23 protein-coding genes and 1 other annotated feature are annotated in these 25,278 nt (G+C 45.9%); of the genes, 11 read left to right on the top strand and 12 right to left on the bottom strand.

Annotated elements, in window-relative coordinates:
• Window positions 1-208: 208 nt before the first annotated feature.
• The 3 genes from MKY22_RS11910 to tpx form a co-directional block, all read right to left on the bottom strand.
• Window positions 209-1,420, bottom strand: coding sequence for an acetate kinase (locus tag MKY22_RS11910; RefSeq protein ID WP_035406240.1), 1,212 nt, complete (start codon window positions 1,418-1,420; stop codon window positions 209-211).
• A 120-nt stretch (window positions 1,421-1,540) separates the two neighbouring features.
• On the bottom strand, window positions 1,541-2,449 hold the full coding sequence (locus MKY22_RS11915; protein WP_290779246.1) for a class I SAM-dependent methyltransferase: 909 nt from the start codon (window positions 2,447-2,449) through the stop codon (window positions 1,541-1,543).
• Between the two features lie 100 nt (window positions 2,450-2,549).
• Complete coding sequence (gene tpx / locus MKY22_RS11920; protein WP_155960139.1) at window positions 2,550-3,047, bottom strand: thiol peroxidase; 498 nt, start codon at window positions 3,045-3,047, stop codon at window positions 2,550-2,552.
• Between the two features lie 165 nt (window positions 3,048-3,212).
• On the opposite strand from tpx, the gene MKY22_RS11925 reads away from it, so the two are divergent.
• Complete coding sequence (locus MKY22_RS11925) at window positions 3,213-4,028, top strand: NAD kinase (RefSeq protein WP_290779243.1); 816 nt, start codon at window positions 3,213-3,215, stop codon at window positions 4,026-4,028.
• A gap of 90 nt (window positions 4,029-4,118) precedes the next feature.
• The gene (locus MKY22_RS11930; protein WP_341088946.1) at window positions 4,119-4,892 is read left to right on the top strand and encodes a MerR family transcriptional regulator; all 774 of its coding nucleotides are present in this window, start codon (window positions 4,119-4,121) and stop codon (window positions 4,890-4,892) included.
• On the opposite strand, the gene MKY22_RS11935 is transcribed toward MKY22_RS11930, so the two are convergent.
• Together MKY22_RS11935 and ezrA are read right to left on the bottom strand one after the other, a co-directional pair.
• Window positions 4,884-6,443: an amidohydrolase gene (locus MKY22_RS11935; protein ID WP_341088947.1), complete on the bottom strand. Its 1,560-nt coding sequence runs from the start codon at window positions 6,441-6,443 to the stop codon at window positions 4,884-4,886. The two genes, MKY22_RS11930 and MKY22_RS11935, sit on opposite strands and share 9 nt — an antisense overlap.
• Before the next feature lie 67 nt (window positions 6,444-6,510).
• Window positions 6,511-8,217: a septation ring formation regulator EzrA gene (gene ezrA, locus MKY22_RS11940; protein WP_341088948.1), complete on the bottom strand. Its 1,707-nt coding sequence runs from the start codon at window positions 8,215-8,217 to the stop codon at window positions 6,511-6,513.
• A gap of 223 nt (window positions 8,218-8,440) precedes the next feature.
• Here ezrA and MKY22_RS11945 point away from each other — a divergent pair, with 223 nt between their 5' ends.
• The 3 genes from MKY22_RS11945 (at window position 8,441) to MKY22_RS11955 (ending at window position 10,440) form a co-directional block, all read left to right on the top strand.
• Complete coding sequence (locus MKY22_RS11945; protein ID WP_023469058.1) at window positions 8,441-8,926, top strand: GAF domain-containing protein; 486 nt, start codon at window positions 8,441-8,443, stop codon at window positions 8,924-8,926.
• A gap of 233 nt (window positions 8,927-9,159) precedes the next feature.
• The gene (gene rpsD / locus MKY22_RS11950; RefSeq protein ID WP_214852823.1) at window positions 9,160-9,759 is read left to right on the top strand and encodes a 30S ribosomal protein S4; all 600 of its coding nucleotides are present in this window, start codon (window positions 9,160-9,162) and stop codon (window positions 9,757-9,759) included.
• 153 nt (window positions 9,760-9,912) lie between these two features.
• A complete protein-coding gene (locus MKY22_RS11955; RefSeq protein WP_023469060.1) occupies window positions 9,913-10,440 on the top strand; it encodes a biotin transporter BioY in 528 nt (175 codons plus the stop codon).
• A gap of 46 nt (window positions 10,441-10,486) precedes the next feature.
• Here MKY22_RS11955 and tyrS read toward each other — a convergent pair whose 3' ends face one another.
• Window positions 10,487-11,734, bottom strand: coding sequence for a tyrosine--tRNA ligase (gene tyrS, locus MKY22_RS11960; RefSeq protein ID WP_290779231.1), 1,248 nt, complete (start codon window positions 11,732-11,734; stop codon window positions 10,487-10,489).
• A gap of 56 nt (window positions 11,735-11,790) precedes the next feature.
• Window positions 11,791-11,998 (bottom strand) — a binding site (T-box leader).
• A gap of 148 nt (window positions 11,999-12,146) precedes the next feature.
• Here tyrS and MKY22_RS11965 point away from each other — a divergent pair.
• Window positions 12,147-14,690 carry a transglycosylase domain-containing protein gene (locus MKY22_RS11965; protein ID WP_341088949.1) on the top strand — a complete coding sequence of 848 codons (2,544 nt, stop codon included), beginning with the start codon at window positions 12,147-12,149 and terminating at the stop codon, window positions 14,688-14,690.
• 45 nt (window positions 14,691-14,735) lie between these two features.
• Here MKY22_RS11965 and acsA read toward each other — a convergent pair whose 3' ends face one another.
• Window positions 14,736-16,439 carry an acetate--CoA ligase gene (gene acsA, locus MKY22_RS11970; RefSeq protein ID WP_290779225.1) on the bottom strand — a complete coding sequence of 568 codons (1,704 nt, stop codon included), beginning with the start codon at window positions 16,437-16,439 and terminating at the stop codon, window positions 14,736-14,738.
• A 146-nt stretch (window positions 16,440-16,585) separates the two neighbouring features.
• Here acsA and MKY22_RS11975 point away from each other — a divergent pair, with 146 nt between their 5' ends.
• The 4 genes from MKY22_RS11975 (at window position 16,586) to MKY22_RS11990 (ending at window position 19,920) form a co-directional block, all read left to right on the top strand.
• Window positions 16,586-17,218 (top strand): GNAT family N-acetyltransferase, encoded by a 633-nt coding sequence (locus MKY22_RS11975; protein WP_023469064.1) that lies wholly within the window; start codon window positions 16,586-16,588, stop codon window positions 17,216-17,218.
• Between the two features lie 18 nt (window positions 17,219-17,236).
• Entirely contained in the window at window positions 17,237-17,869 is a 633-nt protein-coding gene (locus tag MKY22_RS11980; RefSeq protein ID WP_341088950.1) for an acetoin utilization AcuB family protein, read from the top strand.
• Window positions 17,866-19,059: an acetoin utilization protein AcuC gene (locus tag MKY22_RS11985; RefSeq protein WP_023469066.1), complete on the top strand. Its 1,194-nt coding sequence runs from the start codon at window positions 17,866-17,868 to the stop codon at window positions 19,057-19,059. Before MKY22_RS11980 ends, MKY22_RS11985 begins: the two co-directional genes overlap by 4 nt.
• 105 nt (window positions 19,060-19,164) lie before the next feature.
• Window positions 19,165-19,920, top strand: a complete 756-nt coding sequence (locus tag MKY22_RS11990) for a FixH family protein (RefSeq protein ID WP_341088951.1) — start codon at window positions 19,165-19,167, stop codon at window positions 19,918-19,920.
• A 53-nt stretch (window positions 19,921-19,973) separates the two neighbouring features.
• Here MKY22_RS11990 and ccpA read toward each other — a convergent pair whose 3' ends face one another.
• The 4 genes from ccpA to MKY22_RS12010 all read right to left on the bottom strand — a co-directional run bounded on the left by ccpA (window position 19,974) and on the right by MKY22_RS12010 (window position 23,529).
• Complete coding sequence (gene ccpA, locus MKY22_RS11995) at window positions 19,974-20,984, bottom strand: catabolite control protein A (RefSeq protein ID WP_023469068.1); 1,011 nt, start codon at window positions 20,982-20,984, stop codon at window positions 19,974-19,976.
• 157 nt (window positions 20,985-21,141) lie between these two features.
• Window positions 21,142-22,227, bottom strand: a complete 1,086-nt coding sequence (locus tag MKY22_RS12000) for a bifunctional 3-deoxy-7-phosphoheptulonate synthase/chorismate mutase (protein WP_023469069.1) — start codon at window positions 22,225-22,227, stop codon at window positions 21,142-21,144.
• Between the two features lie 199 nt (window positions 22,228-22,426).
• Window positions 22,427-22,963, bottom strand: coding sequence for a YtxH domain-containing protein (locus tag MKY22_RS12005; protein WP_064299494.1), 537 nt, complete (start codon window positions 22,961-22,963; stop codon window positions 22,427-22,429).
• Window positions 22,960-23,529, bottom strand: coding sequence for a DUF948 domain-containing protein (locus MKY22_RS12010; RefSeq protein ID WP_029342359.1), 570 nt, complete (start codon window positions 23,527-23,529; stop codon window positions 22,960-22,962). Before MKY22_RS12010 ends, MKY22_RS12005 begins: the two co-directional genes overlap by 4 nt.
• Window positions 23,530-23,668: 139 nt before the next feature.
• On the opposite strand from MKY22_RS12010, the gene MKY22_RS12015 reads away from it, so the two are divergent.
• Window positions 23,669-24,781 carry an aminopeptidase gene (locus MKY22_RS12015; RefSeq protein ID WP_029342360.1) on the top strand — a complete coding sequence of 371 codons (1,113 nt, stop codon included), beginning with the start codon at window positions 23,669-23,671 and terminating at the stop codon, window positions 24,779-24,781.
• A gap of 53 nt (window positions 24,782-24,834) precedes the next feature.
• Here the strand turns inward: MKY22_RS12015 and MKY22_RS12020 are convergent, their stop codons facing one another.
• Window positions 24,835-25,275 carry a Dps family protein gene (locus tag MKY22_RS12020; RefSeq protein WP_023469073.1) on the bottom strand — a complete coding sequence of 147 codons (441 nt, stop codon included), beginning with the start codon at window positions 25,273-25,275 and terminating at the stop codon, window positions 24,835-24,837.
• Window positions 25,276-25,278: the final 3 nt, after the last annotated feature.

The raw sequence follows: 25,278 nt of genomic DNA on the forward strand, positions 1-25,278 counted from the left end.
TGTCTGTACTATTACTTTTATGTTACAAACGACTCATTTTTTTAAGAAATCGACCTTTTTTGGGTTTATTTTTACAAAGATGACGATTCATTTTTCGTTATATGACAAACAACGTAACAATAGATCGTACGTTTGTATATTTTTTTCGTAGATTTCATCAAAAAAAGGACTGAATCGTTGGAATAACGACTCAGTCCTTTTGAAACGATTATGCGTTTTGAGCAACTAATCCACCAACACGAACTGTATCGCGTGCGATCATCAATTCTTCATTCGTTGGAATGATAATGACTTTGACTGGTGAGTGTGGGTAGTTAATGAAGAGTTCTTCTCCATGAGCTCCATTGTTGAGTGATGGATCCCAGTAAACGCCCATGAATTCGAGACCACGTAGGACACGCTCACGGATTGAATCTGAGTTTTCCCCAACACCAGCTGTGAAGATAATGGCATCAACACCATTCATCTCAGCAGCATATTGCCCGATGTATCCGTGGATACGGTTCGCGAAGATACGGAGTGCCATCTCTGAACGGTGGTTTCCTTCCTTCGCAGCCGTTTGGACGTCACGCAAGTCACTTGAAAGACCTGAGAGTCCGTAGATTCCAGACTCTTTGTTCATGACGTTCAAGACTTCTTCCGCTGTTTTCCCTGTTTTCTCCATCAAGAATGGAATCAAAGCTGGGTCGAGTGAACCAGAACGTGTTCCCATCGTGATCCCTTCAAGTGGTGTGAAGCCCATCGTCGTATCGATTGATTCGCCACCCGAAACTGCTGCGATTGATGCTCCGCTACCTAAGTGACATGAGATCAAACGAAGGTCTTTTAATGGACGACCGAGTAATTCAGATGCACGTTCCGTAACATATTTGTGGCTCGTACCGTGGAAACCATATTTACGGATACCGTATTCTGTGTAGTAATCATACGGTAAGCTGTAAAGGAAGTTTTCTTCTGGCATCGTTTGATGGAACGCCGTATCGAAGACCGCCACTTGCGGCACTTCCGGAAGCAATGCTTGGAATGCCCGGATTCCGATCAAGTTTGGTGGAATGTGAAGTGGTCCGAGTTCTGTATACGACTCGATATCTTGCATGACTTCATCCGTGATCAATACAGAGTCTGCATATTTTTCTTTACCATGAAGAACACGATGTCCGACACCTTTAATCTCATCGTAAGACGAGATGATTCCGAACTCCATTAATTTTTCGAGTGATAACTCGACTGCTTCTTTATGTGTTGCAAGCGGGAGGACATCTGTATACTTTTGTCCTTCACCATATTTAATCGTAAAGATTGCATCGTCTTTACCGACACGTTCAACGAGTCCGACTGCAATCATCGTTTCGTTCGGCATTTCGAGCAATTGGAACTTCAAAGACGAACTACCTGCGTTTACCGCCATAATTTTTGCCATGATTTTTCCCCTTTTCCATTTGAATCCAATGAACATTCACATCTGTTTAGGTTTTCTTCTATTTCTGTTCTACAACTAGAATAGTCAAATTAACGACAGATTTCAATCACTTTGCGTAATTCATTTTAATTCTGTGTTAATCCATTCATCAATCTGTTTCACCATACCACCAAACGCACGGACATCTGTGAAAGATGGTAGTTCAGCAAGTAACGCTTGTTTTGGCATCTTCATACCGGCTAAATGATTACGGACGATCAAATAACTTTTTGCTGCCTGTTCTTGTTTGAACATGGTTAACGGCAATTGTAAAATGCCGATGACGTGCGCTTTTGATTCAAAGTACTGTTTCAACTTGCCTTCCGTATCATGCTGGAACAAACCGTTCGGAATGACAAAAACACCGAACCCACCTGGTTTGACGTATTGCATCGCTTGTTCGATCAATAAGAAATGACTATAGCTCATACCCTCATCTCGTTTCAAGATGTAAGAAGCAGCAGCCTCTTCATCCGGATAATAACCGACTGGGAGATCAGCCATCGCAAGATCAACTGGATCTAGCAACAAAGGTCGTAACGCATCTTGATGCGTATACGTAACAGGGTAGTCGAGTAATTCCGTTACCGCTGCCGATAAACGAATTAACGTCTCATCTACCTCAACTGCTTCAGCAGATGTGCCCGTCGAAAGCTGACTCAAGACAGCGTGCAACATACCACCTGTTCCACTTCCTAATTCAAGTAGTCGGATGTCCTCCTTACCTACCAATTTCCCGATTAGATAACCAGCAAACAAAGCGACGCTGTCTGGCGTCGGCAAATGGTTCGGTTGCGCTTGTTTCATCCCTTCTAAAATAGCAAGCGATACTGCCTTTCGAATGACCTCTTTGTCTACATTTTCAGTATGGCGATCGTTCAACCGGTCAATCACAGTCGTCAACGCTTCTAGGTAAGGCATATCAAGATCACGTTCGATTTGTTTTGTTTGACGTGTTAATTCCTTATATAACTTTTCTAACGGCTCCATGTACGTCATCCTCTCCAAAACGAAACGGCCCCCCGTAGAGCGGGAGCCGTTTCTATCATTAGTTCCATTGTAACGCTTCAGCGTCGTTTGTAAACCATTCTTACTTCGCTTCACGTGCTGCAGCGAGTGCTGCTTCGAAATTTACCTCATCCGTTGATTCTTCGAGGTATTCGACATACGTGATTTCGTTGTTCGAATCTAAGACGAAGACAGAGCGAGCAAGCAGACGTAATTCTTCGATTGCCACGCCGTACTGTGTACCGAATGAAAGATCACGGTGATCAGACAATGTCACGACTTGATCAAGACCACTTGACGCACACCAACGACGTTGCGCGAACGGAAGGTCGTTTGAGATCGTCATGACCGTCACACCTTCGATTTTAGCTGCTTCTTCGTTAAATTTACGAGTCTGTGCATCGCATACCCCTGTATCGATTGATGGGACGACACTGATGATTCGAACACCTTGGTATGTATCACGTGTTACAGGCGATAAGTCGTTAGCTAACACTTGAAAGTCCGGTGCTGTTTGTCCGACTTGAACCGCTGTACCTTGAAGTGTGATTGGATTTCCTTTAAACGTTGCCATATGAATTCCCCTTTTCCCCTGATTGGATATACTGTATTTTCTATTTAACTATAGGAATGATCTGCGAAGATGGCAAGTATTCTGCCATAATTGATGGACTTCAGTACCCGTCTTTCTAAAAAACAGGTATAATAAAAGAGTTCATGAAACGCTTTCAAGGGGGAATTGACCATGGCTCGAAATAATGTCTACCTGTACTACCGAAATACACAAAGACACGAGACGCAGGTGCGAAAGTTGATCGATGTCGGTACACGATACGGACTGAATGTCGTCCAAGATCATCGACAAGCAAACATCATCGTCTCGATTGGTGGAGATGGGGCTTTCTTGCAAGCGGCACGCTTCACAGGTTTCCGTGATGATGCGATCTATGTCGGATTCGCTGAAGGACCAAACTCGTTCTACTGTGATTTTGATATCAATGATCTTTCTGCGGTCGAAGCAATCTTTAAAGCGACGGGCAATCGTGTCTCGGATGGCGAAATCGAAGTACGTCGTTATCCACTACTTGAAGCATCCATCAACGGTGGACCACCGATGCTCTGTCTGAACGAATGTTCCGTAAAGTCGAGCATCATCAAATCACTCGCAATCGAAGTCTATATCGATGACTTCCTGTTTGAGACATTCCGCGGGGATGGAATGGTCATCTCAACACCGACGGGATCTACGGCTTATAACAAGTCACTTTCTGGTGCGATTGTCGATCCATTGATCCACTGTCTTCAAGTCAGCGAGATCGCTTCCGTTAACAATAACCGGTACCGGACACTCGGTTCTGCTTTCCTATTGAACCGCGGACGTAAACTCTCGTTACGCATCATTGAGGACGGAAACGATTATCCGATCATCGGGATGGATAACGAAGCACTCAGCCTGACACGAACGGATTCAGTCGATATCCAGCTCTCTGAAAAAGAACTTAAAACCGTCAAATTAACGAACAATACATTTTGGCATAAGATTCAACGCTCATTCTTATGACAATAAAAAAATCTGCCCTGAAGAGGCAGATTTTTTTATTGCGTCTTCCGTTACGTCACCCCTTATACTCCAATCAAAGGAGGTACACAGATGATGTATTCCACTCAGGAAATCGCCAAACTTACCGGAGTCACAAAACGAACGCTTTATCATTATGAGACGTTCGGTCTCCTTGTGCCAAAGCGCAACGATGCCGGTCACCGATATTATAGCAGTGAGGATCTTTTACGTTTACAACAAATCCTTCTCTATCGCTCTCTTGATTTTCCGCTGTCAGAAATCCAAAGATTACTTACACAATCTGACTCCAGTCATCACACGATGATATTGAAAAAACAAATTGTACTACTTCAAGAAAAAGCTTCGCATTATCAGACGCTCGCTCAACTCGCTGAACAAACATTACTCACTTTAATAGGAGGACTCCCCATGAAAGATGAACAATTATTCCGCGGTTTACGTCACGAAGAGATCGTCATGCACGAAAAACAACATGCAGATGAAGTCCAACAACACTACGGTGACACCGACGCCTATCGAATCAGTGCAAAAAGACAAAAACAACGTACCCCGAATGAGAAAGAACAACTGAGCGCCATGCATAAGCAACTCGATCAGCGCTTGACGACCCTCTACCGCGACGGGCACAAGGCGACAGATCCAGACGTTCAACAAATCGTGAAAGAACAACATGACTTCATCGATACGTACTATTATCCATGTGAGTTATCTATTTTTGCCTCACTCGGCCAGATGTATGTGTCCGACGACCGGTTTCGTGCCTACTACGATGCGTATGCACCTGGACTATCTTCTTTCTATTCGGAAGCTATTTCGCACTATGCAGAAGCAACATCAAATTAAGGCTGCTTCTGCCTGATAGACGGTTTTACCAGCTTGGACAGTCTCCACTAAACGGTTATTCAAGATGGCTTCCCCACGCAAGCGATAGAAGTCTTCTTCAAAGATGACGAAATCGGCATCGTATCCTGGTAGGAGTAATCCTTTGCGTCCATGTGTCTCGGTCGCGAGATGTGGATTTTTCGTAAAGAGTAACAAGGCTTCGTACATCGATAACGTCTCATTCGCCTTATTGACACGTCCCGCTGTTCCTTCCGTCGCTGCATACAGGGAACGCCGAACATCGGGGTCAGAGATCGGTGCATCTGCCCCACCGCATAATAATGCGCCGGTCTCAGCTAACGAACGTAAACGATAACTCCAGTCTAAGCGGTTCAATCCGAGTCGATCGACGATGAAGTCTGCGTCATCCAGTAAAAAGACCGGTTGAACGTCAATCAAGACCGGTAACTTCCGAATTCGTGCAAGCGTTTCTGGTCGAACGACCGTCGCATGAATGATCCGATCCCGCTTGCCTTTTGGTGCTGGATATTTCTCGAGCACCTGTACGAATCGTTCAATCGCTAAGTCACCGATGACATGTGCCGCAACTGTGAACCCGTAACTACGTGCACGCTTGACGAGTTGTTCGAGTTGTTCTGGCGTATGCACTTCGATGCCACGTGTCGTCGGATCATCAGAATAACCACGACCGAGAAGAGCTGTTCGTCCTCCGAGCGCGCCGTCGACGAACAGTTTCATCGCACCGATTGACATCGTTGACGGTAAAGTAGGTTGTTGTTGTACGAACTCATCGATGACAAGATGATGCACGAGCAGATGCGTATGGAACCCTGTCTCTTGCGTCACTTCCTTATAAGCTTGCAAGATGTCCGCGACATCCCCGTGATACGACAAGTCTTCTGTGTGTGCCGCAATGATGCCATATTGGTATAAGTTCTTAATCGCTGACCGAAGGGACGCTTTATTCCGCTCCAAGTTTCCAGCTTGTAACGCATATAAAGGTTCAAGCGCCGCATCGTACAAGAATCCGTCAGCTTCTCCATTATCCGATAAACCGACCTTTCCACCTTCGATGACAGTCGACGCTTTATATCCGAGCTGTTGGAATAAAACATCGTTGACAAGTGCTGTATGCCGGTCTGTTCGTTTCAACAAGGCAGGTGCGTCTGGGAACAACTGATTGAGCCATGCTTTCGTCGGTGCACGATCAAGCTTCGTTTCGTCATAGCCTTCTGCCACATGGATCCCATTGACTGGTTCCGCCTTGAGAAAAGCTTGCCCTAACGCTTCAAGCGTCGTATAGCGCGAGGCATCGACACGATTGATCGCTTCCCCGTAACCGATCAGATGAATATGCGCATCCGTAAAGGCTGGATATACAGCTTTTCCGTTCAAGTCGTGAATTTGATCAATACGTCTACCGAAACGGCGGCGTAGCTTTCCTTCCTCTCCCATCGCGATGATCCGCGTCTTCTCGACGAACATCGCTGAATGGACATCCTCTTCGTGTGCCATCGTTCGAATCAATCCGTTTACGTATAGTGTTCCCATTCCACTCACTCCTCTTTTTACAAAAATAGGGTGACCATGACGGTCACCCTGAATTGTCGATCCTGATTTAAACGTGCAATGTTTCTTCTGGTGCACACGACCGTTTAATACGTTCGATCGCGGCCGGATCGTATTCATTTAGGACACGTTCCGCTAAGACAATCGTTCGTTCATAGTCTCCCGCTAAGAACTTCGTTTCCGCGATCGTCAGCGACATATGTATCTCGTTGTCGTGGCGACGGTACCGGTTCGCATACTGGACGAGCCGTTCGGCATACGTGACTTCGAACACTAATGTATCTAACCGTTCTTGCACATGTTTAAACGTTTCTTGGACGTCTTGACTTTGTGCGACGATCGATCGGACATTAAACGGTAACTCTTCGAGCCGTGTCTCAAGCGTCTGTAGCGAACGATTCGCATTACGTAGTGCTTCTTCGACTTCCGTTGGTAAGTTCGGTAATCCAAGTCGTTTCAGACGAAGACGTGTTTGCGAGAGCTGATGACGCCATTCGACGATCCGTTCGCGCACTTCTGTCTCTTCTTTTCGAAGCGCTTGAAGTTCGACCGTAAAGCGTTCGTACTGAATCATCAACTGTTCCTCTAAGCGAATCGCATCGCGCATTTGATCTTCGAGCATACTGAACGGAATGATTTTCCCAGCAATCGACTCATCGAGATCTTTTGCCGCTTCAAATAGTAGCTCTTCGTCACGTTGGATCGTTTCGTAGTGAATTCCAAGATCTGCTGAGATTTCATACTTTTCACGTAAAATGCTGAACTCTTGTGCTAACTGATGAATCCGTTCGCGCATCCGTAATGCTTTTTGTTTCAAGGATTGATTTTCTTTTTTTACTTGATGACGTGCATCAACTTCACGACGGAACGTATCGTACATTTGATCAACGTCGGCTGATAACTGTTGAATCGCCTCTTCCAAACCATCGACTTCAAGTCTCTCGATTTTTTCAGCAAGACTTAAACGTTGTTCCTCGAACCGTTTAATCTCAGATTGAAGACCGAGGGGCTCAAGTGGATACCCATCTAACGACATTTCCTTATAACCCGCTCCGAGCTGATCAATCCGTTGACGCAATTCATGAGCGAGAATCTTCCATTGTTTCGGTACGAGCTCGACAAGGTGACGTGTCGTCGCTACTTCTTGCTCGAGTAACAAGCTTGTCTCATACGCCTTCGTCACTTCACCTGAAGCTTCGTACTGACACATCTCATTCCAGTGCGCATCGATTTGTTCACTTCGTTCTTCCAGACGCGCAAGCGCCGGACCGAATGAGTTCGCTTGAATCAATAATGATTTCCGAACTTGCCCTGAATCGGCTTCCCCTTGCGCTTTCAGTTCGGCTAGAACCGATTGATTCGTTTTGAACATCGACATCTCGACGAGCATCTCATCGATCAACCCTTCGAGTTCCGCAATCAATTGTTCCGTTACTTCGAGGTCATTCTTGACGGCGATAAAACGATATTTATCGAGCGCTTCCTCCGCCCGGTAAAGGGTCTCATCGATTTGGGCGACGTGGACCGTTAACAACTCTTCCCACGCTTGATGCCAGGAGCTGAACTTCGTCTCCGTCTCACCCGCCATCGGTAGTTGCTTTAAGTCCTGCAACTCCTTCGGAATCGATGCACTGACGATGCCTTGCTTGCGCATATCAAGTTCATCGATTTTCGTGTAGTATTTTTTTCGACTGATCATGCTGAATAGCATGACGAGTAATACGATGACGATGACTCCGATCACCCATGCCCACATTTGTCACGACCTCCACTCTGTCGTACGACTTTAGATTTTCTCTAAATCGCAATAATCTTATCCTTATAATAGTATAGCGCAACCGTTTTGCATAGATTTACAAAGGCTTTTCCTGATTTCTTCCGCTGTTTTGAATCCTTTTTCCAAAAATCAATTGTTTGTCAGCTACACGAAAACTCGTTAAACTAAAAAAAATACGCTTTTTAAGGGAGGAATTTTTATTATGTTCGAAACAAAGACATATGAAGGTGACCGGACGAAACAATATGACATGCTATCAAAACAACTGGATGCTTTATTAATGGGAGAAGACAATCAAGTCGCGAACTTATCGAATGCGAGCGCGTTACTCAACCAGTTCCTTGACCGTATCAACTGGGTCGGTTTCTATTTGACGGATACGGAGCAAAACCAACTCGTCCTCGGACCATTCCAAGGACTTCCAGCATGCGTCCGTATTCCATTCGGTCGTGGTGTTTGCGGAACGTCCGCAGCAGAACAGACGACACAACGCATCGAAGACGTTCATCAATTCCCAGGTCACATCGCATGTGACGCGGCATCGAATTCTGAAATCGTCATTCCACTCGTCAAAGACGGCCAAACGATCGGCGTCCTCGATATCGACAGCCCAGAATTCAACCGTTTCGATGAAGTCGATCAAGCTGGTTTAGAAGCATTCTGTACGACGCTGCTTCGTCATCTGTAATTCTGATTGACAGTCGATTGTCCACACCGTATACTTGTAAAAGTGCAGAAATGATAACGATAGCGGTCAAATCGCTTACGTATCACATTTCATGACTCGGTGAATAACCGGAGGGGCATCGTGTAACTTTGCTATCAAGCGAGGGTGCCACATCATGAAATGGGCGTAACGTGGGTTTGATGGCGTTATTATTTTTATGCAAATAATAACGAACAATAAGGAGGAGTCTTATTATGGCTCGCTATACAGGTCCAGCTTGGAAACTCTCACGTCGTCTCGGTATCTCACTTACTGAAACAGGAAAAGAAATCGCAAAACGCCCTTACGCACCAGGTCAACACGGTAACAGCCGTCGTAAAATGTCTGAGTACGGTCTTCAACTTCAAGCGAAGCAAACACTTCGTCACATGTACGGAGTAAACGAACGCCAATTCAACCGTATCTTCAACGATGCTGGCAAAATGCCTGGTATCCACGGTGAGAACTTCATGTTCTTACTTGAAGCACGTCTTGATAACGTCGTTTACCGTATGGGTATGGCTCGTACACGTCGCGCTGCTCGTCAGCTCGTCAACCACGGTCACATCCAAGTTGATGGACAACGCGTTGATATCCCATCATTCCGCGTGAAACCAGGTCAAACGATCTCAGTTCGCGAAAAATCGAAGAACTTTGTCGTTATCAAAGAAGCACTCGAAGTTGCTCCAGCAACTAAAGACTTCGTTACTTTCGATGCTGAGAAGCTCGAAGGAACGTTCGTCCGTCTTCCTGAGCGTTCTGAATTGAACGATCAAATCCAAGAACAACTCGTCGTCGAGTACTACTCACGTTAATCGATTGTTCCAGCACTCACTTCGGTGGGTGCTTTTTTTATGCCTATGACTAAAATGTATACCTGGTCTTAAAAAAAGAGTGACGTCATTCATTCGTTTGTGTTAACCTTTAAATATACATAGTTAACACAAACAGGAAAGAGGACTTCATTCATGAAAACAAGAGATTTAACTTTCATCGCCCTTGGTGCTGCCATCATCGCAGCCGTCAGCTCTTTGCCACAAATTCAACTCGTCGGCGCTGTTCCAATCACGCTTCAGATGCTCGCGATCATGACGGTCAGCGCGATTCTCGGTGGAAAACGTGGTGGACTCGCTGTCTTAATCTTCTTATTACTCGCAGCAGCTGGTCTACCGGTACTTGGCGGAAAAGGCGGACTAGCTCCATTCGTCGGACCAACCGTTGGTTATTTGATTGCCTTTCCGATTGCTGGATTCTTCATCGGTCTTGTTGCTGAAAAAACGCGTCGCTTCGTTCCCCTCTTCATCGGGATGATCGTCTTTGGTCTTGGTTTAGTCTACCTGCTTGGAACATTCGGTCTAATGGCTGTACTCGATCTATCGTTCAAAGATGCTTTTGCGATTAACTATCCTTTCGTCTTATGGGATACGATCAAAGCTGTCATTGCCACGACGATTGCCGTTCGCTTGTTGCCACTCCGTTTATTCCGAACAGCTTAAAAAAAACGCTCTCTGCATCTAAGTGCAGGGAGCGTTTCGTATATCATCAAGCATGCTCGATGACGAAGTATTTTTTCTTTCCGCGACGTACAATCGTAAAGCGACCGATTGCATCAGCTTCCGTAATTTCTTTCGTTAAGTCTTGCTCGCGTTCTCCGTTTAGGTAGATTGCACCGTTCGTAACGTCTTCACGTGCTTGACGTTTTGACGGACAGATCTTTGCCTCAACGAGAACGTCGACGAGGTTTGTCGCTTCGCCGAGTGTAAAACGCGGCATTCCTTTGAACGCATCTTCGATATCTTCTACTTGCAACGATTTAATATCTCCACTAAAGAGTGCCGTCGTAATACGTTGTGCTTGTGTCAGACCTTCTTCACCATGGACGAGAACGGTCATCTCTTCTGCAAGACGACGTTGCGCGACACGCTTCTCTGGTGCTGCCTTGACTTCTTCTGCGAGCGCGTCGAGTTCTTCGTGCGTTAAGAACGTGAAGTATTTCAAGAACTTGATGACGTCAAGATCGTCAACGTTGAACCAAAATTGATAGAACTCGTACGGTGACGTTTTGTCAGCGTCTAACCAAACCGCACCACCTGCTGTCTTACCGAATTTTTGACCGTCTGCTTTTGTAACAAGCGGTACCGTCAAACCGAATGCTTTTTCTTCATGACCCGCACGACGAATCAATTCCATCCCTGCTGTGATGTTCCCCCATTGGTCACTTCCTCCGACTTGAAGGCGGCATCCTTTGTCTTCGTAGAGTTTCAAGAAGTCAAACGATTGAAGTAACATGTATGAGAACTCAGTGAATGAGATCCCGTTTTGAAGGCGTGAGTCAACAGAATCTTTCGCAAGCATGTAACTGACTGGGAAGTGTTTTCCGATATCGCGTAAGAAATCGATGATCGTCAAATCTTTCGTCCAGTCCAAGTTATTGGCGATCGTGACCGGGTTTTCTCCTTCAAGTGGTAAGAAACGTGACAACTGGTCCTTAATCCGATTCGCGAACTCTTCGACGATATCCGATGTATTCAACGAACGTTCTGTTGCGCGACCACTCGGGTCTCCGATCATTCCCGTTGCTCCACCGACGAGACCTACGACATGGTGACCTGCTTGTTGAAATCGTTTTAAGACTAAGATCGGCAACAAGTGTCCGATATGCAACGAATCAGCTGTTGGATCAAAGCCTGTGTAAAGCGTCGTTGGTGTCTCGAGTAATGTCTTCAATCCTTCTTCATCCGTCATTTGGTTAATTAAACCGCGAAATTCTAAATCCTCTAGTAACGTCATTGTGTCTCCTCCTAAAGTTCACTTTTAACAATAAAAAACCGCCCCTTCGTCTAAGACGAAGGGACGGAAGATTCCGTGGTACCACCCTGATTGCCCTTTACATAAAAAGGACCACTTGGTTCGTCGATAACGGGACGGACCGCTTGATTTCTCAAGAAACTCCCGGAAGCGTAATTCGTAAGTTCACTGTGTCCTAGTTCGCAGCACCACTAGGTCTCTGTCACAGGGAGTGACTTACTACTGTATTCCGATCACTGTTTATCGTAATATATGAAAATAAGATGGTTTCATGATACGTCGAAGGCGAATCCGCTGTCAAGTCCGATTTCACTGGTGGATTTATGGTATAATACGCCTATCTGTGATTTAATATTAATTTACACCTAAGTTTAAGATGCAAAGGAGATCATTTATGCGCGAGAACTGGTTCAAGTTTTGGAATCACCCCCGGACGAAAGCCGTTCGGCACTGGTCGAATATCACATACGATGTTTCGTGGAACATCATTTTATTCCTCATCATAGCAGTCCTTCTCATCGGCAGCTTCTCTGTCGGAGCGGCTGGAGGATATTTCGCTTCCCTCGTCAAAGATACGAAAGCCCCACCTTTGACTGAGATGAAACAAGAAGTGAACAGTTATGCGGTGACAAGTCAAATTTATTGGGGAAGTGGCGAAAAGCTGACGAACATCTCAACGGATGAAGAACGTCAGCCGGTCGATATCAAGAACATCTCCCCTTATTTAATTGATGCGCTTCTATCAACGGAAGACGTAGATTTTTATCAACATGATGGAGTCGTTCCAAAAGCGACTTTACGAGCAGTCTTACAAGAATTGACGAATTCAGCGTCACGCACCGGCGGAAGTACGCTGACACAACAATTAATTAAAAACCAAATCCTGACGAACGAAGTTTCATTCGAACGGAAAGCAAAAGAGATCCTCTTAGCGCTCCGCCTTGAAAATGCGATGTCAAAAGATGAAATTTTACAGGCATACTTGAATGTCGTCTCATTCGGACGAAATTCACTCGGGCGTAACATCGCTGGTATCGAAGCTGCTTCCCAAGGGGTCTTCAAGAAATCAGCGAAAAAACTGACGTTACCACAAGCAGCTTTCCTCGCTGGTATTCCGAAAAACCCTTACTACTACACACCTTATCTACAAGGCGGTGTCGTCAAAAAAAACTTGACGCCAAGTGTCAATCGGATGAAGACCGTGTTGAAGCGGATGTACGTTGCAAAAAACATTACAAAAGAACAATATGAAAAAGCAATCAAACACGACATCACGAAAGACTTCGCGAAACAGTCGAAACGTTCGCGTGACACGTATCCGTATGTCTATGATTTAGCAGAACGTGAAGCGACGAAGATCATGACGAAGTACTTGATGAAACAAGATGGTGTGAAAGAAGACGAAGTCAAACCGTCTGAACTGGCAGAAGTCCGGGCAAACTATCAAGATCAAGCACTGGTTGCACTCCGTCAAGGTGGATACAAAGTTCACATGACGCTAGATAAAAAAATTCATGAATCGATGCAACAACCTGCGAAGAACAATGGGAACTTCCCTGGTGGCATGCAGTACAAACAAGTCGTCGATCCAAAAACGAAAAAAACCGTTTCGAAACAAGATCCAGAAGAAACAGCAGCAGTCATGGTTCAGAATGAGACGGGGCGTATCCTCGGATTCGTTGGTGGACGTTACCTTGATGGAAAAGCCGATGATTTTAACCGAGCATTCCAAGCGAAACGTCAAATCGGGTCAACGGCAAAACCAATTCTCGTCTACTCGAACGGGATTGAAAATCGTTTGATCACTCCGGCATCTACCGTCAATGATGAAGAGTACTACTACCAGACCGTACCACGTCAACCAGGTGATCGTCCGATCAAGAACGAAGGTGGACGTTATCGTGGAAACGTGACGGTTCGTACAGCACTTGAACTCTCATTGAACGTACCTGCCGTTAAGATTTACGAGAAGATGAACATGTCGAACTCGATTCAAAAACTCGTCGATATGGGTGTTGAAGTACCGGATGCGATTCGTTATGCTCCTTCGGCGGCACTCGGAACGATGGAGATTACACCGGTCGAGCTTGCTGGTGCTTACGCGACACTCGCCAACTATGGTGAATTCGTGCAACCATACGTCATTTCGAAAATTACGAAAGACGGAAAAGATATCTATAAAGCAAAACCGAAGAAAAAACGAATTTATGAACCACGAACAGCTTACCTGACGCTTGATATGATGCGTGGCGTCTTCTCAAAAGGTACAGCAACGTTTGCAAAAGATCGATTGAACGTTCCTGGAGATTGGGCTGGTAAGACAGGTACGACGAACGATATCAAAGACTCTTACCTTGTCGGTTCCACTCCTGGTGTGACGCTTGCCGTTTGGACAGGACACGATCAGAACAACTCGCTCATCGGTCCAACGACGTATTACCAACGAACACAAACGCTGTGGTCACAAATGGCGAATGCGACGTATGCCGCGAACAGTAGTTACTTCAAATCCGGTGCCCGCTTCACACAACCATCTTCTGTAACAGCAAACGACTTTAAGAACAGTGGTCGCTTCAAAGAAGAAGATAAGAAGAAAAAAGCGGAAGAGGCAAAGAAAAAGAAAGAAGCAGAAGAAAAGAAAAAAGAAGCGGACGCACAGAAAAAAGAAGAGCAACAGAAAGAACAAGATCAGGCGAAAGAAAAAGCGGAAGCTGATGCTAAGAAAAAAGCAACCGATGACGCCAAGCGTGCTGCCGATGCAAAAGCCGAAGCAGAGGCAAAAGCAAAAGCCGAAGCAGAGGCAAAAAAGAAAGCGGAAGCAGAGGCAAAAAAGAAAGCGGAAGCTGATGCTAAGAAAAAAGAAGCGGACGCTAAGAAACAGCAAGAACAACAGAAGAAACAAGATGAAAAGAAAAACGATGCTGCTTCTGAAAACTAACAAAAAGGATGAATCACCTGTTGCGGTGATTCATCCTTTTTACGTTTAATCTTCCATCGTCGACAGATCACCTGTTTCAAGATTCAACTCCCATGCTTTCAGAACACGGCGCATGATTTTACCACTTCGTGTCTTCGGCAATTTATCCCGGAAATCGATTTCTCTCGGTGCCGCGTGAGCAGCCAGCCCCTCTTTGACGAATGCTTGGATTTCTTGTTTTAGCTCTTCCGTCGGCTCGTAACCATCACGCAAGGCAATGAATGCCTTGATGATTTCACCGCGGACTGGATCTGGTTTCCCGATGACACCGGCTTCTGCGACAGCTGGGTGCTCGACGAGACGACTTTCGACCTCGAACGGACCAACCCGTTCTCCAGCCGTCATGATGACATCATCGACACGTCCTTGGAACCAGAAGTAACCTTCGTCATCCATATAGGCAGAATCCCCTGAGACATACCATCCTTTAAAGAAATACGATTCATATTTCTGCGGATTGTTCCAAATTTGACGCATCATCGATGGCCATGGTGTTTTTAAAGCAAGGTTCCCCATTCGGAATGGCGGTAACTCATTTCCTTGATCATCAATGATCGCAGCCTGAGTTCCTGGAATCGGTTTCCCCATCGATCCCGGTTTGATGTCCATCGACTTGTAGTTACAAATCATCATCGCGCCTGTCTCCGTCATCCACCATGTATCATGGATCCGTTGATCAAAGGCTTCTTTCCCCCAACGAATGACTTCTGGATTCAACGGTTCGCCGACAGACAATACATGACGAAGACTTGAGAGATCATGATGATTTGCAACATCAGCTCCCGCTCCCATCAACATCCGGAAAGCCGTTGGTGCGCTATACCAGACCGTTACCTTGTACTTCTCAATGACACTGTACCAGAAATCCGGATTGAAGCGTCCACCGACGACGATGTTCGTCGCGCCATTCAAGAATGGTGCGAAGATACCGTAACTTGTTCCTGTGACCCATCCCGGGTCAGCCGTACACCAGTAGATATCATCTTCTTGGAGATCAAGTACCCAGCGACCTGTCATCAAGTGCTGAATCATCGCATTTTGAACGTGGAGCACACCTTTCGGCTTCCCTGTCGATCCTGAAGTGTAGTGCAGGATCAATCCGTCTTCACGATCTAACCAGACCGGTTCGAATACATCGGATGCTTGCTCGAACGCTTTGCGGAAATCGAGTAATGTGTCCGATTCTTCGATATCTTCGTCGACAAGTACTACTTTTTCAAGTGATTCCAGTTCCCCAACTGGAACACGTGGGAGCAATGCCTTCGTCGTCACGAGTAACTTCGCTTCAGAATCAAGCAAGCGATCACGGACCGCTTGTTCCATGAATGCTTCAAATAACGGACCGACGATTGCGCCTACCTTCAGTGCGCCAAGCAAGGCAAAATACAATTCCGGTGAACGTGGCATGAAGATGAAAATACGGTCACCCGTTTTGACCCCTGCATCGACTAATACGTTTGCCGCTTTATTCGTCAATCGTTTCATATCTGCATATGTGAATCGTTGTTCCGTCGTTCCATCGAAATAGATCAGCGCATCCTTGTTCGCCCGCTCGCCTTCTGCGTGGCGGTCGATTGCTTCATGAGCCATGTTGACTTTCCCCGTTGTCGCCCATGAAAAGTACTGCTCAGCATCTTTCCAGTCGTACGTGTTCGTTTCATCATACTCTGCTAACCAATGCTTCCCCGGAAGCGCTTTCAAAACTTTCATGTCTCGTTCCTCCCCTTCTATGTTTTCCTCTTTATTATAAGCTAGTTATCCGTCAGTTCAATCCATTTGCCGTCAATTTGTTAAAAAATCCCTCTCTTTGCTCAAGCGCTTTCGTCTATAATGAATAGGAAGGTGGTGACGCTTACATGTTTGAAAAACAATTCAATCATCGGACGCATGAAACATCACTCGGTCCTGTTGACATCGAAGGTCCCGTACCGAGTCAAACACTAGCAACGTATACACTCGATTCAGGGTTGACGGCTTTTCGTCCACCTGCTGAACAACATCAAGCACTCGTTGAGATTGCAGACCTTGAGGAAGGACGGATCATCGTCGCTCGTCAAGGAACGGAAATCATCGGTTATGTGACTTACTTATACCCTGATCCTTATGAAACGTGGAGCGAAGGAAACAATCCGTACATCTTGGAACTCGGAGCGATCGAAGTCTCCTCTCGGTTCCGCGGACAACAGATCGGTAAAAAATTGCTTGAAATCTCTATGCTCGATCCCGCTATGGAACACTATTTGATTTTAACGACTGAATATTATTGGCATTGGGACCTAAAAGGGAGCGGACTATCGGTCTGGGATTACCGGAAGATCATGGAGAAGATGATGAACCATGGTGGTCTTGTCTTCTTCCCGACCGACGATCCGGAAATCGCCTCCCATCCTGCCAACTGCCTGATGGCACGTATCGGAAAGCACGTCTCACCTGAAGTCGTCGCTCATTTTGATGCTCTACGCTTGAGAAGACGCTTCATGTATGACTGAGCTCGAGGAGGAATCGTCATGTTAATCGAACAAATCATGAATACGACGTGCATCACGATGCAACCGACGAATTCCATCGCGCATGCGGTCGAACTCATGCAACGTCATCAGATTCGTCATGTTCTTGTCGTCAATGCCCGCCATGAACTCGTCGGTCTTGTCGGACTAAAGGAAATTCAAAGCGCAAGTAGCATCTTTCATCCGGATACGGCAAAGCAAGACCTACAGTATTCGGTCTCAAGCATCATGATTGAAAGTCCTGTCACGGCTCACCCGCTCGATTTTATCGAAGATGCGGCTGTGCTGTTTTATGAATATCGATTGACGTGTCTGCCAATCGTCCGCGGTCGACGCCTTGTCGGTGTCGTCACGGAAACGGATTTGTTGCGGACATTCGTTCAATTGACGGGTGCACTCGAACCAAGTTCTCAAATCGAAATCCGTGTTGAGAACACTGCTGGAACATTAGCAAAGATTGCCGCACTGCTTGCCAAAACGAATATCAATATCTTAAATGTACTCGTATATCCAACAGACGATCCGTATGTCCGGATCGTTGCGTTTCGTGTCCAGACGATGAATCCGATTCGGATCATCGAAAAGTTGCGCAAAGAAGGATTCGATGTACTTGGACCGGATGTGAGCAGATGAAGGATTTTGCCTATCTGTACAGTCCTGAAGAGGCGACTTATCGGTTTTCGGAGACACATCCATTCAATCCGATTCGCCTCGAATTAACGGTTTCTTTGCTTGAAGCGATGCATCAATTAGATGACATTCCTTGTATTGCGCCACGTCATGCGACTGATGAAGAATTGTCACTCGTTCATGATCAGGATTATATTGCTGCCGTCAAAGCAGCCGGGACCGGAGCATTAACGCCTCTCAAGGCACAGATGTATGGTCTCGGGACAGAAGACACCCCTTTGTTCCAGGGGATGCATTCGGGCGCTTCTCTCCTTGTCGGCGGCACGATCGAAGCATGTGACCTCGTCTTATCTGGTCAATATAAACGGACCTTTCATATCGGTGGCGGATTGCATCACGGATTCCGTGGGCGTGCCTCTGGTTTTTGTGTCTATAACGATACCGCTGTCGCCATGGCAGCCATGATTGAAAAATATCACTGTAAAATTCTTTATGTCGATACGGACGCTCATCATGGCGATGGAGTACAATGGGCCTTTTATAATCGAAAGGACGTCATGACATTGTCTCTCCATGAGACGGGTCGCTACTTGTTTCCAGGAACGGGAATGGTGACGGAACGAGGGTCTGAAGAAGGATATGGATTTAGCTGGAACGTGCCACTGGACGCCTTTACGGAAGATGATTCGTTTTTACTCGCGTATGAGACGGCACTCTTTGAAGCCTGTGAATTGTTCCAACCGGATCTCATCATTACGCAAAATGGTGCCGATGCACACGCGCTTGATCCATTGACTCACCTATCCTTAACGATGAAAAGTTATGAGCAGATCCCTCAAATCGCCGTCGCTGCAGCAAATAAATATACGAATGGAAAAATCGTTGCTTTAGGAGGCGGTGGCTATGACTGGTATCGTGTCGTCCCCCGCGCGTGGAGTCAAGTTTTTGCTGCCATGACCGGACAAGCTCCGTTTCGTGGAGAGATTCCTACTTCATGGCAAGAACGTTGGAGTGGACAAGAAACACCCCCACCAACACACTGGCATGATCCAACACCACTCTACCCCGCCATTCCGCGACGACCTGAAATCGAAGAAAAAAATTGGGAGACTGTTAAACGACTAATTTGGCCGTTCGTGAGCGATGAGCGTAAGAAACAATTGACTGCGACTTCCCCTTACTCCGTTGATTAATCGACTTTATATCTTCACATTTATTTCGTTCGGAGTTCACAACTTGTTGCTATACTAAATATGGAATTTTTACTTAGTAAATGAATAATAGTTGGGGGAATCATCATGAAAAAGGCATGGCTTTATTCCGGTCTTATTCTATCGACAGGGATCGTACTCGCAGGGTGCGGCATTGAAAAACAGGCAATGGATCACGATAACATGCAAGGGTCAGGAAAACCGACGGTCGAGGTCAACGTCAATGTTCCGGCCAAGACAATGGAAGAAGATAAAGTTGTTTTTAAAGCGTCAGCTGTCGAACAAAAGAAGCCAGTCAATCTTGAGGACGTGACATTTGAAGTTTGGGAAGCCGGAAAACAAGACGGTGCCCATCAAAAGTTCAAGGCAACCTTGAAAAAAACGGGTTCTTATCAAGCAGAAGCTAAGCTTGCTGAAGGTGAGTATGAAGGACTGTATCATATCAATGATAAAAAAGGACTCCATCATATGGATAAGATCTCATTCGTCGTCATGGATCATTCACATGAAAAAGAGGAAGCATCGCACGAGCATGGACATGATCACAAAGCCGTCGATGGCCTGTCTGTCCATTACATGGGCGCAACAAAAGCGAAAGCTGGTGCTGAACTTCCCGTCTCCTTTCATGTTTTCCTCGATGGGAAACCGCTAAAAGCGAACGTACAAGTGGAAGTCATTGAAACGGGCATTGAAAAGCATAACTACGTTCCTCTAGAAAAAAAGGGTGATGCCTACAGCGGGAAAGTGACATTGACTGCACCTGGTCAGACGACGGTTCGACTCCATGTCGAAAATGACCAACTCCACCATCACCAAGATGAACTTATTACCGTCGCGAAATAAAAAAACGTCTCTTTTTTCAAGCAGCTTGCTTGAGAGAAGAGACGTTTTTTCGATTAAGGACGTGTCGAATCCCGTTGTTCGATCCGGTGTGGTAACGTGACATCGTTCGTTTCAATTTCTTCTTTATTCAAGATTTTCGTCAATAGACGCATCGAGACTGCTCCGATATCATACATCGGTTGAACGACAGTCGTCAGTTTCGGACGAATCATCGTCGCAAGACGTGTGTTATCGTGTCCGATGACTTCGAAGTCTTCCGGTACACGGTGTCCAGCATCCTGTAAGGCATGGATGACACCAAGAGCCATCTCATCCGTTCCAGCAAAAATCGCGCGTGGGCAATCTTCTCCAAGTTCAAGCAATTGATTCATCGCCTTCATTCCTGAATCATACGTATAGTTTCCAAGGACGACATTTTGCTCGTTAAACGGAAGATTTGCTTCTTCGAGTGCTCGGCGATAACCCGCAAATTTCTTTTCACCATTGATTTGCTGTTCGAGCGGTCCAGTGATGAATCCAATCCGTTCATGTCCACGGTCGATCAAAGACTTAACAGCATCGTGCGCAGCACTCTCATAATCGATGTTGACGGCAGGAAGATCATAATCTTGATTCAACGTCGCAGCAAGAACGATCGGAACTGGTGATGTTTTGAACTCACGAACGAGATCCTCATGCAAACGTCCGCCCATGAAGATGATTCCATCCACCTGTTTTCCGAGTAATGTATTGAGCAAATGAATCTCTTTTTCCCGGTTTTGGTCGGAGTTACATAAAATGATGTTATATTTATACATTGTCGCGACGTCCTCAATCCCGCGTGCTAAATCCGCAAAGAAGATGTTCGAGATATCGGGCACGATGACACCGACCGTCGTTGTTTTTTTACTTGCCAGTCCACGGGCAACAGCGTTCGGACGATAACCAAGCTGTTCGATTGCGTCTTGGACCTTCTTTCGTGTAGATGGTTTGACATTCGGGTTTCCGTTGACGACACGCGATACGGTCGCCATCGAAACAGCAGCCTCTCGCGCGACATCGTAAATCGTAATATTACTATTCAAAACAAATTCCTCCTTTAGTATGATCCATCTCAAGTGTTTTCATTTCGTTTTCATTTTTAGGCAACACGAAAGGAAGACAGGAAAGATAGTTTTCTTTTCCCATTCTTCCTTCATTGTAAAACGTTTTCATTCGCTTTAGGTTACCCTTTTTCGGAAATCATTGAACGTTTAGTGCCGGAAAGGTAGTCGTCAAGTTTTCGATGAACGTATCGAATTCTTGGAAATCGAGTTGTTGGTTCGCATCAGACAACGCAAGTGCTGGGAACGGATGGACTTCGACCATGACAGCGTCTGCCCCGATCGCGTATGCCGCTTTTGCTGTTGGCAAGAGTAAATCCTTACGTCCTGTCGAGTGCGTGACATCGACCATGACAGGGAGATGCGTCTCTTGCTTCAGAATCGGAACTGCTGAGATATCAAGCGTGTTCCGTGTTGCACGTTCATACGTCCGAATACCACGCTCACATAAGATGACTTGATCATTACCACTCGCCATGATGTACTCAGCCGCGTACATGAATTCCTCGAGTGTTGCAGAAAGACCTCGTTTTAAAAGAACCGGTTTATTCGTACGACCGACTTCCTTGAGTAAATCGAAGTTTTGCATATTGCGTGCGCCGACCTGGATGATGTCGACATATGGTAAAGCAGATTCAACGGCGCTCGGTGTCATGATTTCAGTGATGACATGCAAACCGTGCGCGTCCGCTGCTTTTTTCAACATCTTTAGACCTTCGAGTCCTAGACCTTGGAAGTCGTAAGGCGATGTACGTGGTTTGTACGCTCCGCCTCGCATGAACTTCACGCCATGTTTCGCGAGCTGTTCCGCGACCTCAAATACTTGTTCTTCGCTCTCGACCGCACACGGTCCAGCGATCAATTGTTGTGAACCGTCTCCGATGACGGCATCTCCGATCCGGATGATCGTATTCGTCGGTTTTTGTTTCCGTGATACGAGTAATTTCCGAGTCCGATCTTCTCCTTGTAATTCGAGAGAAGCTTTGAAAATTTCTTTAAATACATGCTGAAGGCGTCCTGTTTCAAAAGGTCCATGGTTATTAGCGGCAATTGATTCGAGCATTTGACGTTCTCGAACAGGGTCGTATCGATCAAGCCCTTGTGCTCGTTTGACTTTTCCGATTTCAACAGCAATTTGACCTCGTCTGTTCATCAATTCCAATAATTCTGCATTCACTAAATCGAGTTCATCACGTAATCTTTTTAATTCTGCATGTTGATCCATGTCCTACCACTCCCTAATCAGCATATAGCTCGTAATAGCAACTAATTATAGCGAACTCTTTCCCTGTTGTACATAAAGAAGCTGCATGATTTCTTAAAATATGAAAATAAATTACGTTTTTTCATATAATTTTTTTGTGTTTTCTCTATAAGGAAACATAGAAAAAGAGCCCTCGTGATGAGAGCTCCTCATATATTGATTATTTCTTATGATTCACATCAGACTGCGGATCATTGTCTTCCTCTTGTTCGTCTGCTAACTGTTCACGTAACTCCGAAAGTTCAACGACCGTCTCCGTGTCGATCTCTTCTGCAACAGACGCCCCATCCACTTCGTCGCCGATTTCACGTTCGATGTCACGTACGAGCTGTTCTGCTTCTGCGAGAGCAGCATCGATGCTTGCCTGATCCTTCTCAAAGCCCGCATATTGTGCCGCTTCTTGAACCGTTGAATTGTTCTTCGCTTTTTCAATGACAGGTGCTGCCTTATCTTTCGCTAGTTGAATCCACTCACCTACGAGTGGCTCCGCTTTTTCGCGGACAACTTGTGTCTGTTCCGTCAAACGTTGACGCGCAGGCGCCGTACGCTCGTCAATCAGATTGCGTACTTCACGACCTGATTTTGGGCTAGAAAGGAGAGCTGCCGCAGCACCGATCAATCCACCAACGATGACTCCGGCAAGGAAGCCTCCTCCTTTAGAAGAATCTTGTGCTTGATATGGGTGTTGTTTCGTCATGATTTACGATCTCCCTTCAACTCATCTGGAATGCTTTCGACGTCCGGTACTGACACGACTTCCGGTGTGACCGGCGCCTCTGCCTTTTTCCGGAATCGACGACGTGGCTTTTTCTCAACCGTCGTCGTTGCCGTCGAATGATTTTGAACCGTAGTCTCTGCCGGTTTATTTTTCTTAAATAACTCTACAGCGACTGATCCCCAACGGACTGCTTGCGCAATCTGTTCTTTATTCGTATCCGCTGCACCAGCAACCGTATCGGATACTGTCCGGACAGAATCTGTCACTTTGTTTAAAGATGTACCGAGTTCTTCGATCGAGTTTGCGACAGGCGCAAGCAATTCTGTTTTTTCTTCAATCGTATCGACCAGACGATTCGTCTTATGTAACAACGCTGTCGTCTCCATCATGATACCGTCTAATTGACGTTCAAGTCCTGCTGTCGTGTTGGCTACATTGTTGAGCGTTTTACTCGCAGCACCTAATACACGGGCAAGGAAAATGACGAGCACTACGAATGCGATCGCAGCGACTAATCCGGCGATTCCGCCTAATGTGATTTCCATGGTTCTTGCCTCCAATTTTTTTGCATAGTCTTTTGTTGATAGTTCGACATGTAGCAAGTCGTTCCTGCTACTCCAAATGGTTTATTTCCGTTACAATGATAAATGAAACCTATATAATCCATTTCGAGGGGGAAATTTCATGCGTGACCCACGTCTTACTCAACTGGCAACGAATCTCATTAACTATTCGGTTGCCCTTGAACCTGGTGAAAAAGTATTGATTGAAAACTTCGGCATCGAACGCGAACTGGTCGAGGCACTCGTTGAAGCTGCCTACGCGGCTGGCGGTCATCCGTTCGTCTTACTTAAGGATAATCGTATCCTACGAAAATTATACCGAAATGCTTCAGAAGAGCAACTCCAATTGATGGCAGACATCGAACGCAAGCAAATGCAAGCGATGGACGCATACATCGGACTACGTGCTGGTGATAACATCAATGAATTGTCAGATGTGCCGGCTGAACAGATGAAACTTTACGGTCAAACGATCGGTAAGATGCACACACAAGATCGTGTCAAAGGAACGAAATGGGTCGTCCTTCGTTTCCCAACTGCATCGATGGCGCAACTTGCAAATCAATCGACAGAAGCATTCGAAGACTTCTACTTCGATGTCTGCACGCTTGATTATGAAAAAATGGGACAAGCGATGGAACCACTCGTCGACTTGATGAACCGGACGGATCGTGTTCGTCTCGTCGGACCAGGAACGGATCTAACGTTTTCAATCAAAGACATCCCAGCCATCAAATGCGCCGGAAATGCTAACATTCCAGACGGTGAAGTCTTTACGGCACCCGTCAAGGATTCGGTCAACGGTGTCATCTCATATAACACACCATCTCCGTATCAAGGGTTCACGTTTGAAAACGTCAAACTGACGTTCAAAGACGGTAAAATCGTCGAAGCGACGGCGAACGATACGGATCGGATCAACCAAGTCTTCGATACAGATGCTGGTTCTCGTTTTGTCGGCGAATTCGCGATTGGCGTCAATCCCTTCATTCAGCATCCAATGAAGGATATTCTATTCGATGAAAAAATCGATGGCAGCTTCCACTTCACACCAGGTCAAGCTTACGAAGAAGCCTACAACGGTAATGACTCATCCGTTCACTGGGATCTCGTCAACATCCAACGTCCTGATTACGGTGGTGGAGAAATCTGGTTCGACGACGTATTGATCCGTAAAGACGGTCGTTTCGTTCTTCCAGAACTCGAAGTCCTCAATCCTGAAAACCTGAAATAAGAAAAAGCGGATGGCTCGTCCTACATAGGACGGGGTCATCCGTTTTCTATATCTTATTTTTTCAATGTCGCACGAAGCATCCAAATTTGTTTTTCGATTTCCTTCGCTTGACCAAGTAGATCATCTTCAACCGTCACGTCTTGTGCCTCAAGATGTTCAATCGCATCGAGCATCTCTTTTCGGACTTGTTGGAAGTCTTTGATGACGGAATCAATCATCTCATCTGCCGATAACCCCGATTTCGCTTCTTCAAGCGTCGTTTGCTCTAAATACTCTTTTAGTGTCGCAGAAGGTGTTCCGTTATTCATCAGGAGACGTTCTGCAACGACATCATATTGTTCAGACACCCATGTATAAAGTTCTTCAAGCTTCTCGTGAAGCGTTAAGAAGTCTGGTCCTTTAATGTACCAATGATAATTGTGGAGTTTGACGAACAGTACCCCATAGTTTGCTACCTGTTGATTCAAAGCTGATTTTGCATGATTACTAATCATCCG

It is taken from the genome of Exiguobacterium sp. FSL W8-0210 (assembly GCF_038006045.1).
Lineage (GTDB): Bacteria > Bacillota > Bacilli > Exiguobacteriales > Exiguobacteriaceae > Exiguobacterium_A.

What these genes read in the sequence shown, in the direction of transcription:
- MKY22_RS11910 (WP_035406240.1), bottom strand. Translation starts at nt 1,420, where the DNA reads ATGGCAAAAATTATGGCGGTAAACGCAGGTAGTTCGTCTTTGAAGTTC.
- MKY22_RS11915 (WP_290779246.1), bottom strand. Translation starts at nt 2,449, where the DNA reads ATGGAGCCGTTAGAAAAGTTATATAAGGAATTAACACGTCAAACAAAA.
- MKY22_RS11925 (WP_290779243.1), top strand. Translation starts at nt 3,213, where the DNA reads ATGGCTCGAAATAATGTCTACCTGTACTACCGAAATACACAAAGACAC.
- MKY22_RS11930 (WP_341088946.1), top strand. Translation starts at nt 4,119, where the DNA reads ATGATGTATTCCACTCAGGAAATCGCCAAACTTACCGGAGTCACAAAA.
- MKY22_RS11935 (WP_341088947.1), bottom strand. Translation starts at nt 6,443, where the DNA reads ATGGGAACACTATACGTAAACGGATTGATTCGAACGATGGCACACGAA.
- ezrA (WP_341088948.1), bottom strand. Translation starts at nt 8,217, where the DNA reads ATGTGGGCATGGGTGATCGGAGTCATCGTCATCGTATTACTCGTCATG.
- MKY22_RS11945 (WP_023469058.1), top strand. Translation starts at nt 8,441, where the DNA reads ATGTTCGAAACAAAGACATATGAAGGTGACCGGACGAAACAATATGAC.
- rpsD (WP_214852823.1), top strand. Translation starts at nt 9,160, where the DNA reads ATGGCTCGCTATACAGGTCCAGCTTGGAAACTCTCACGTCGTCTCGGT.
- MKY22_RS11955 (WP_023469060.1), top strand. Translation starts at nt 9,913, where the DNA reads ATGAAAACAAGAGATTTAACTTTCATCGCCCTTGGTGCTGCCATCATC.
- tyrS (WP_290779231.1), bottom strand. Translation starts at nt 11,734, where the DNA reads ATGACGTTACTAGAGGATTTAGAATTTCGCGGTTTAATTAACCAAATG.
- MKY22_RS11965 (WP_341088949.1), top strand. Translation starts at nt 12,147, where the DNA reads ATGCGCGAGAACTGGTTCAAGTTTTGGAATCACCCCCGGACGAAAGCC.
- acsA (WP_290779225.1), bottom strand. Translation starts at nt 16,439, where the DNA reads ATGAAAGTTTTGAAAGCGCTTCCGGGGAAGCATTGGTTAGCAGAGTAT.
- MKY22_RS11975 (WP_023469064.1), top strand. Translation starts at nt 16,586, where the DNA reads ATGTTTGAAAAACAATTCAATCATCGGACGCATGAAACATCACTCGGT.
- MKY22_RS11980 (WP_341088950.1), top strand. Translation starts at nt 17,237, where the DNA reads ATGTTAATCGAACAAATCATGAATACGACGTGCATCACGATGCAACCG.
- MKY22_RS11985 (WP_023469066.1), top strand. Translation starts at nt 17,866, where the DNA reads ATGAAGGATTTTGCCTATCTGTACAGTCCTGAAGAGGCGACTTATCGG.
- MKY22_RS11990 (WP_341088951.1), top strand. Translation starts at nt 19,165, where the DNA reads ATGAAAAAGGCATGGCTTTATTCCGGTCTTATTCTATCGACAGGGATC.
- MKY22_RS12000 (WP_023469069.1), bottom strand. Translation starts at nt 22,227, where the DNA reads ATGGATCAACATGCAGAATTAAAAAGATTACGTGATGAACTCGATTTA.
- MKY22_RS12005 (WP_064299494.1), bottom strand. Translation starts at nt 22,963, where the DNA reads ATGACGAAACAACACCCATATCAAGCACAAGATTCTTCTAAAGGAGGA.
- MKY22_RS12010 (WP_029342359.1), bottom strand. Translation starts at nt 23,529, where the DNA reads ATGGAAATCACATTAGGCGGAATCGCCGGATTAGTCGCTGCGATCGCA.
- MKY22_RS12015 (WP_029342360.1), top strand. Translation starts at nt 23,669, where the DNA reads ATGCGTGACCCACGTCTTACTCAACTGGCAACGAATCTCATTAACTAT.
- MKY22_RS12020 (WP_023469073.1), bottom strand. Translation starts at nt 25,275, where the DNA reads ATGATTAGTAATCATGCAAAATCAGCTTTGAATCAACAGGTAGCAAAC.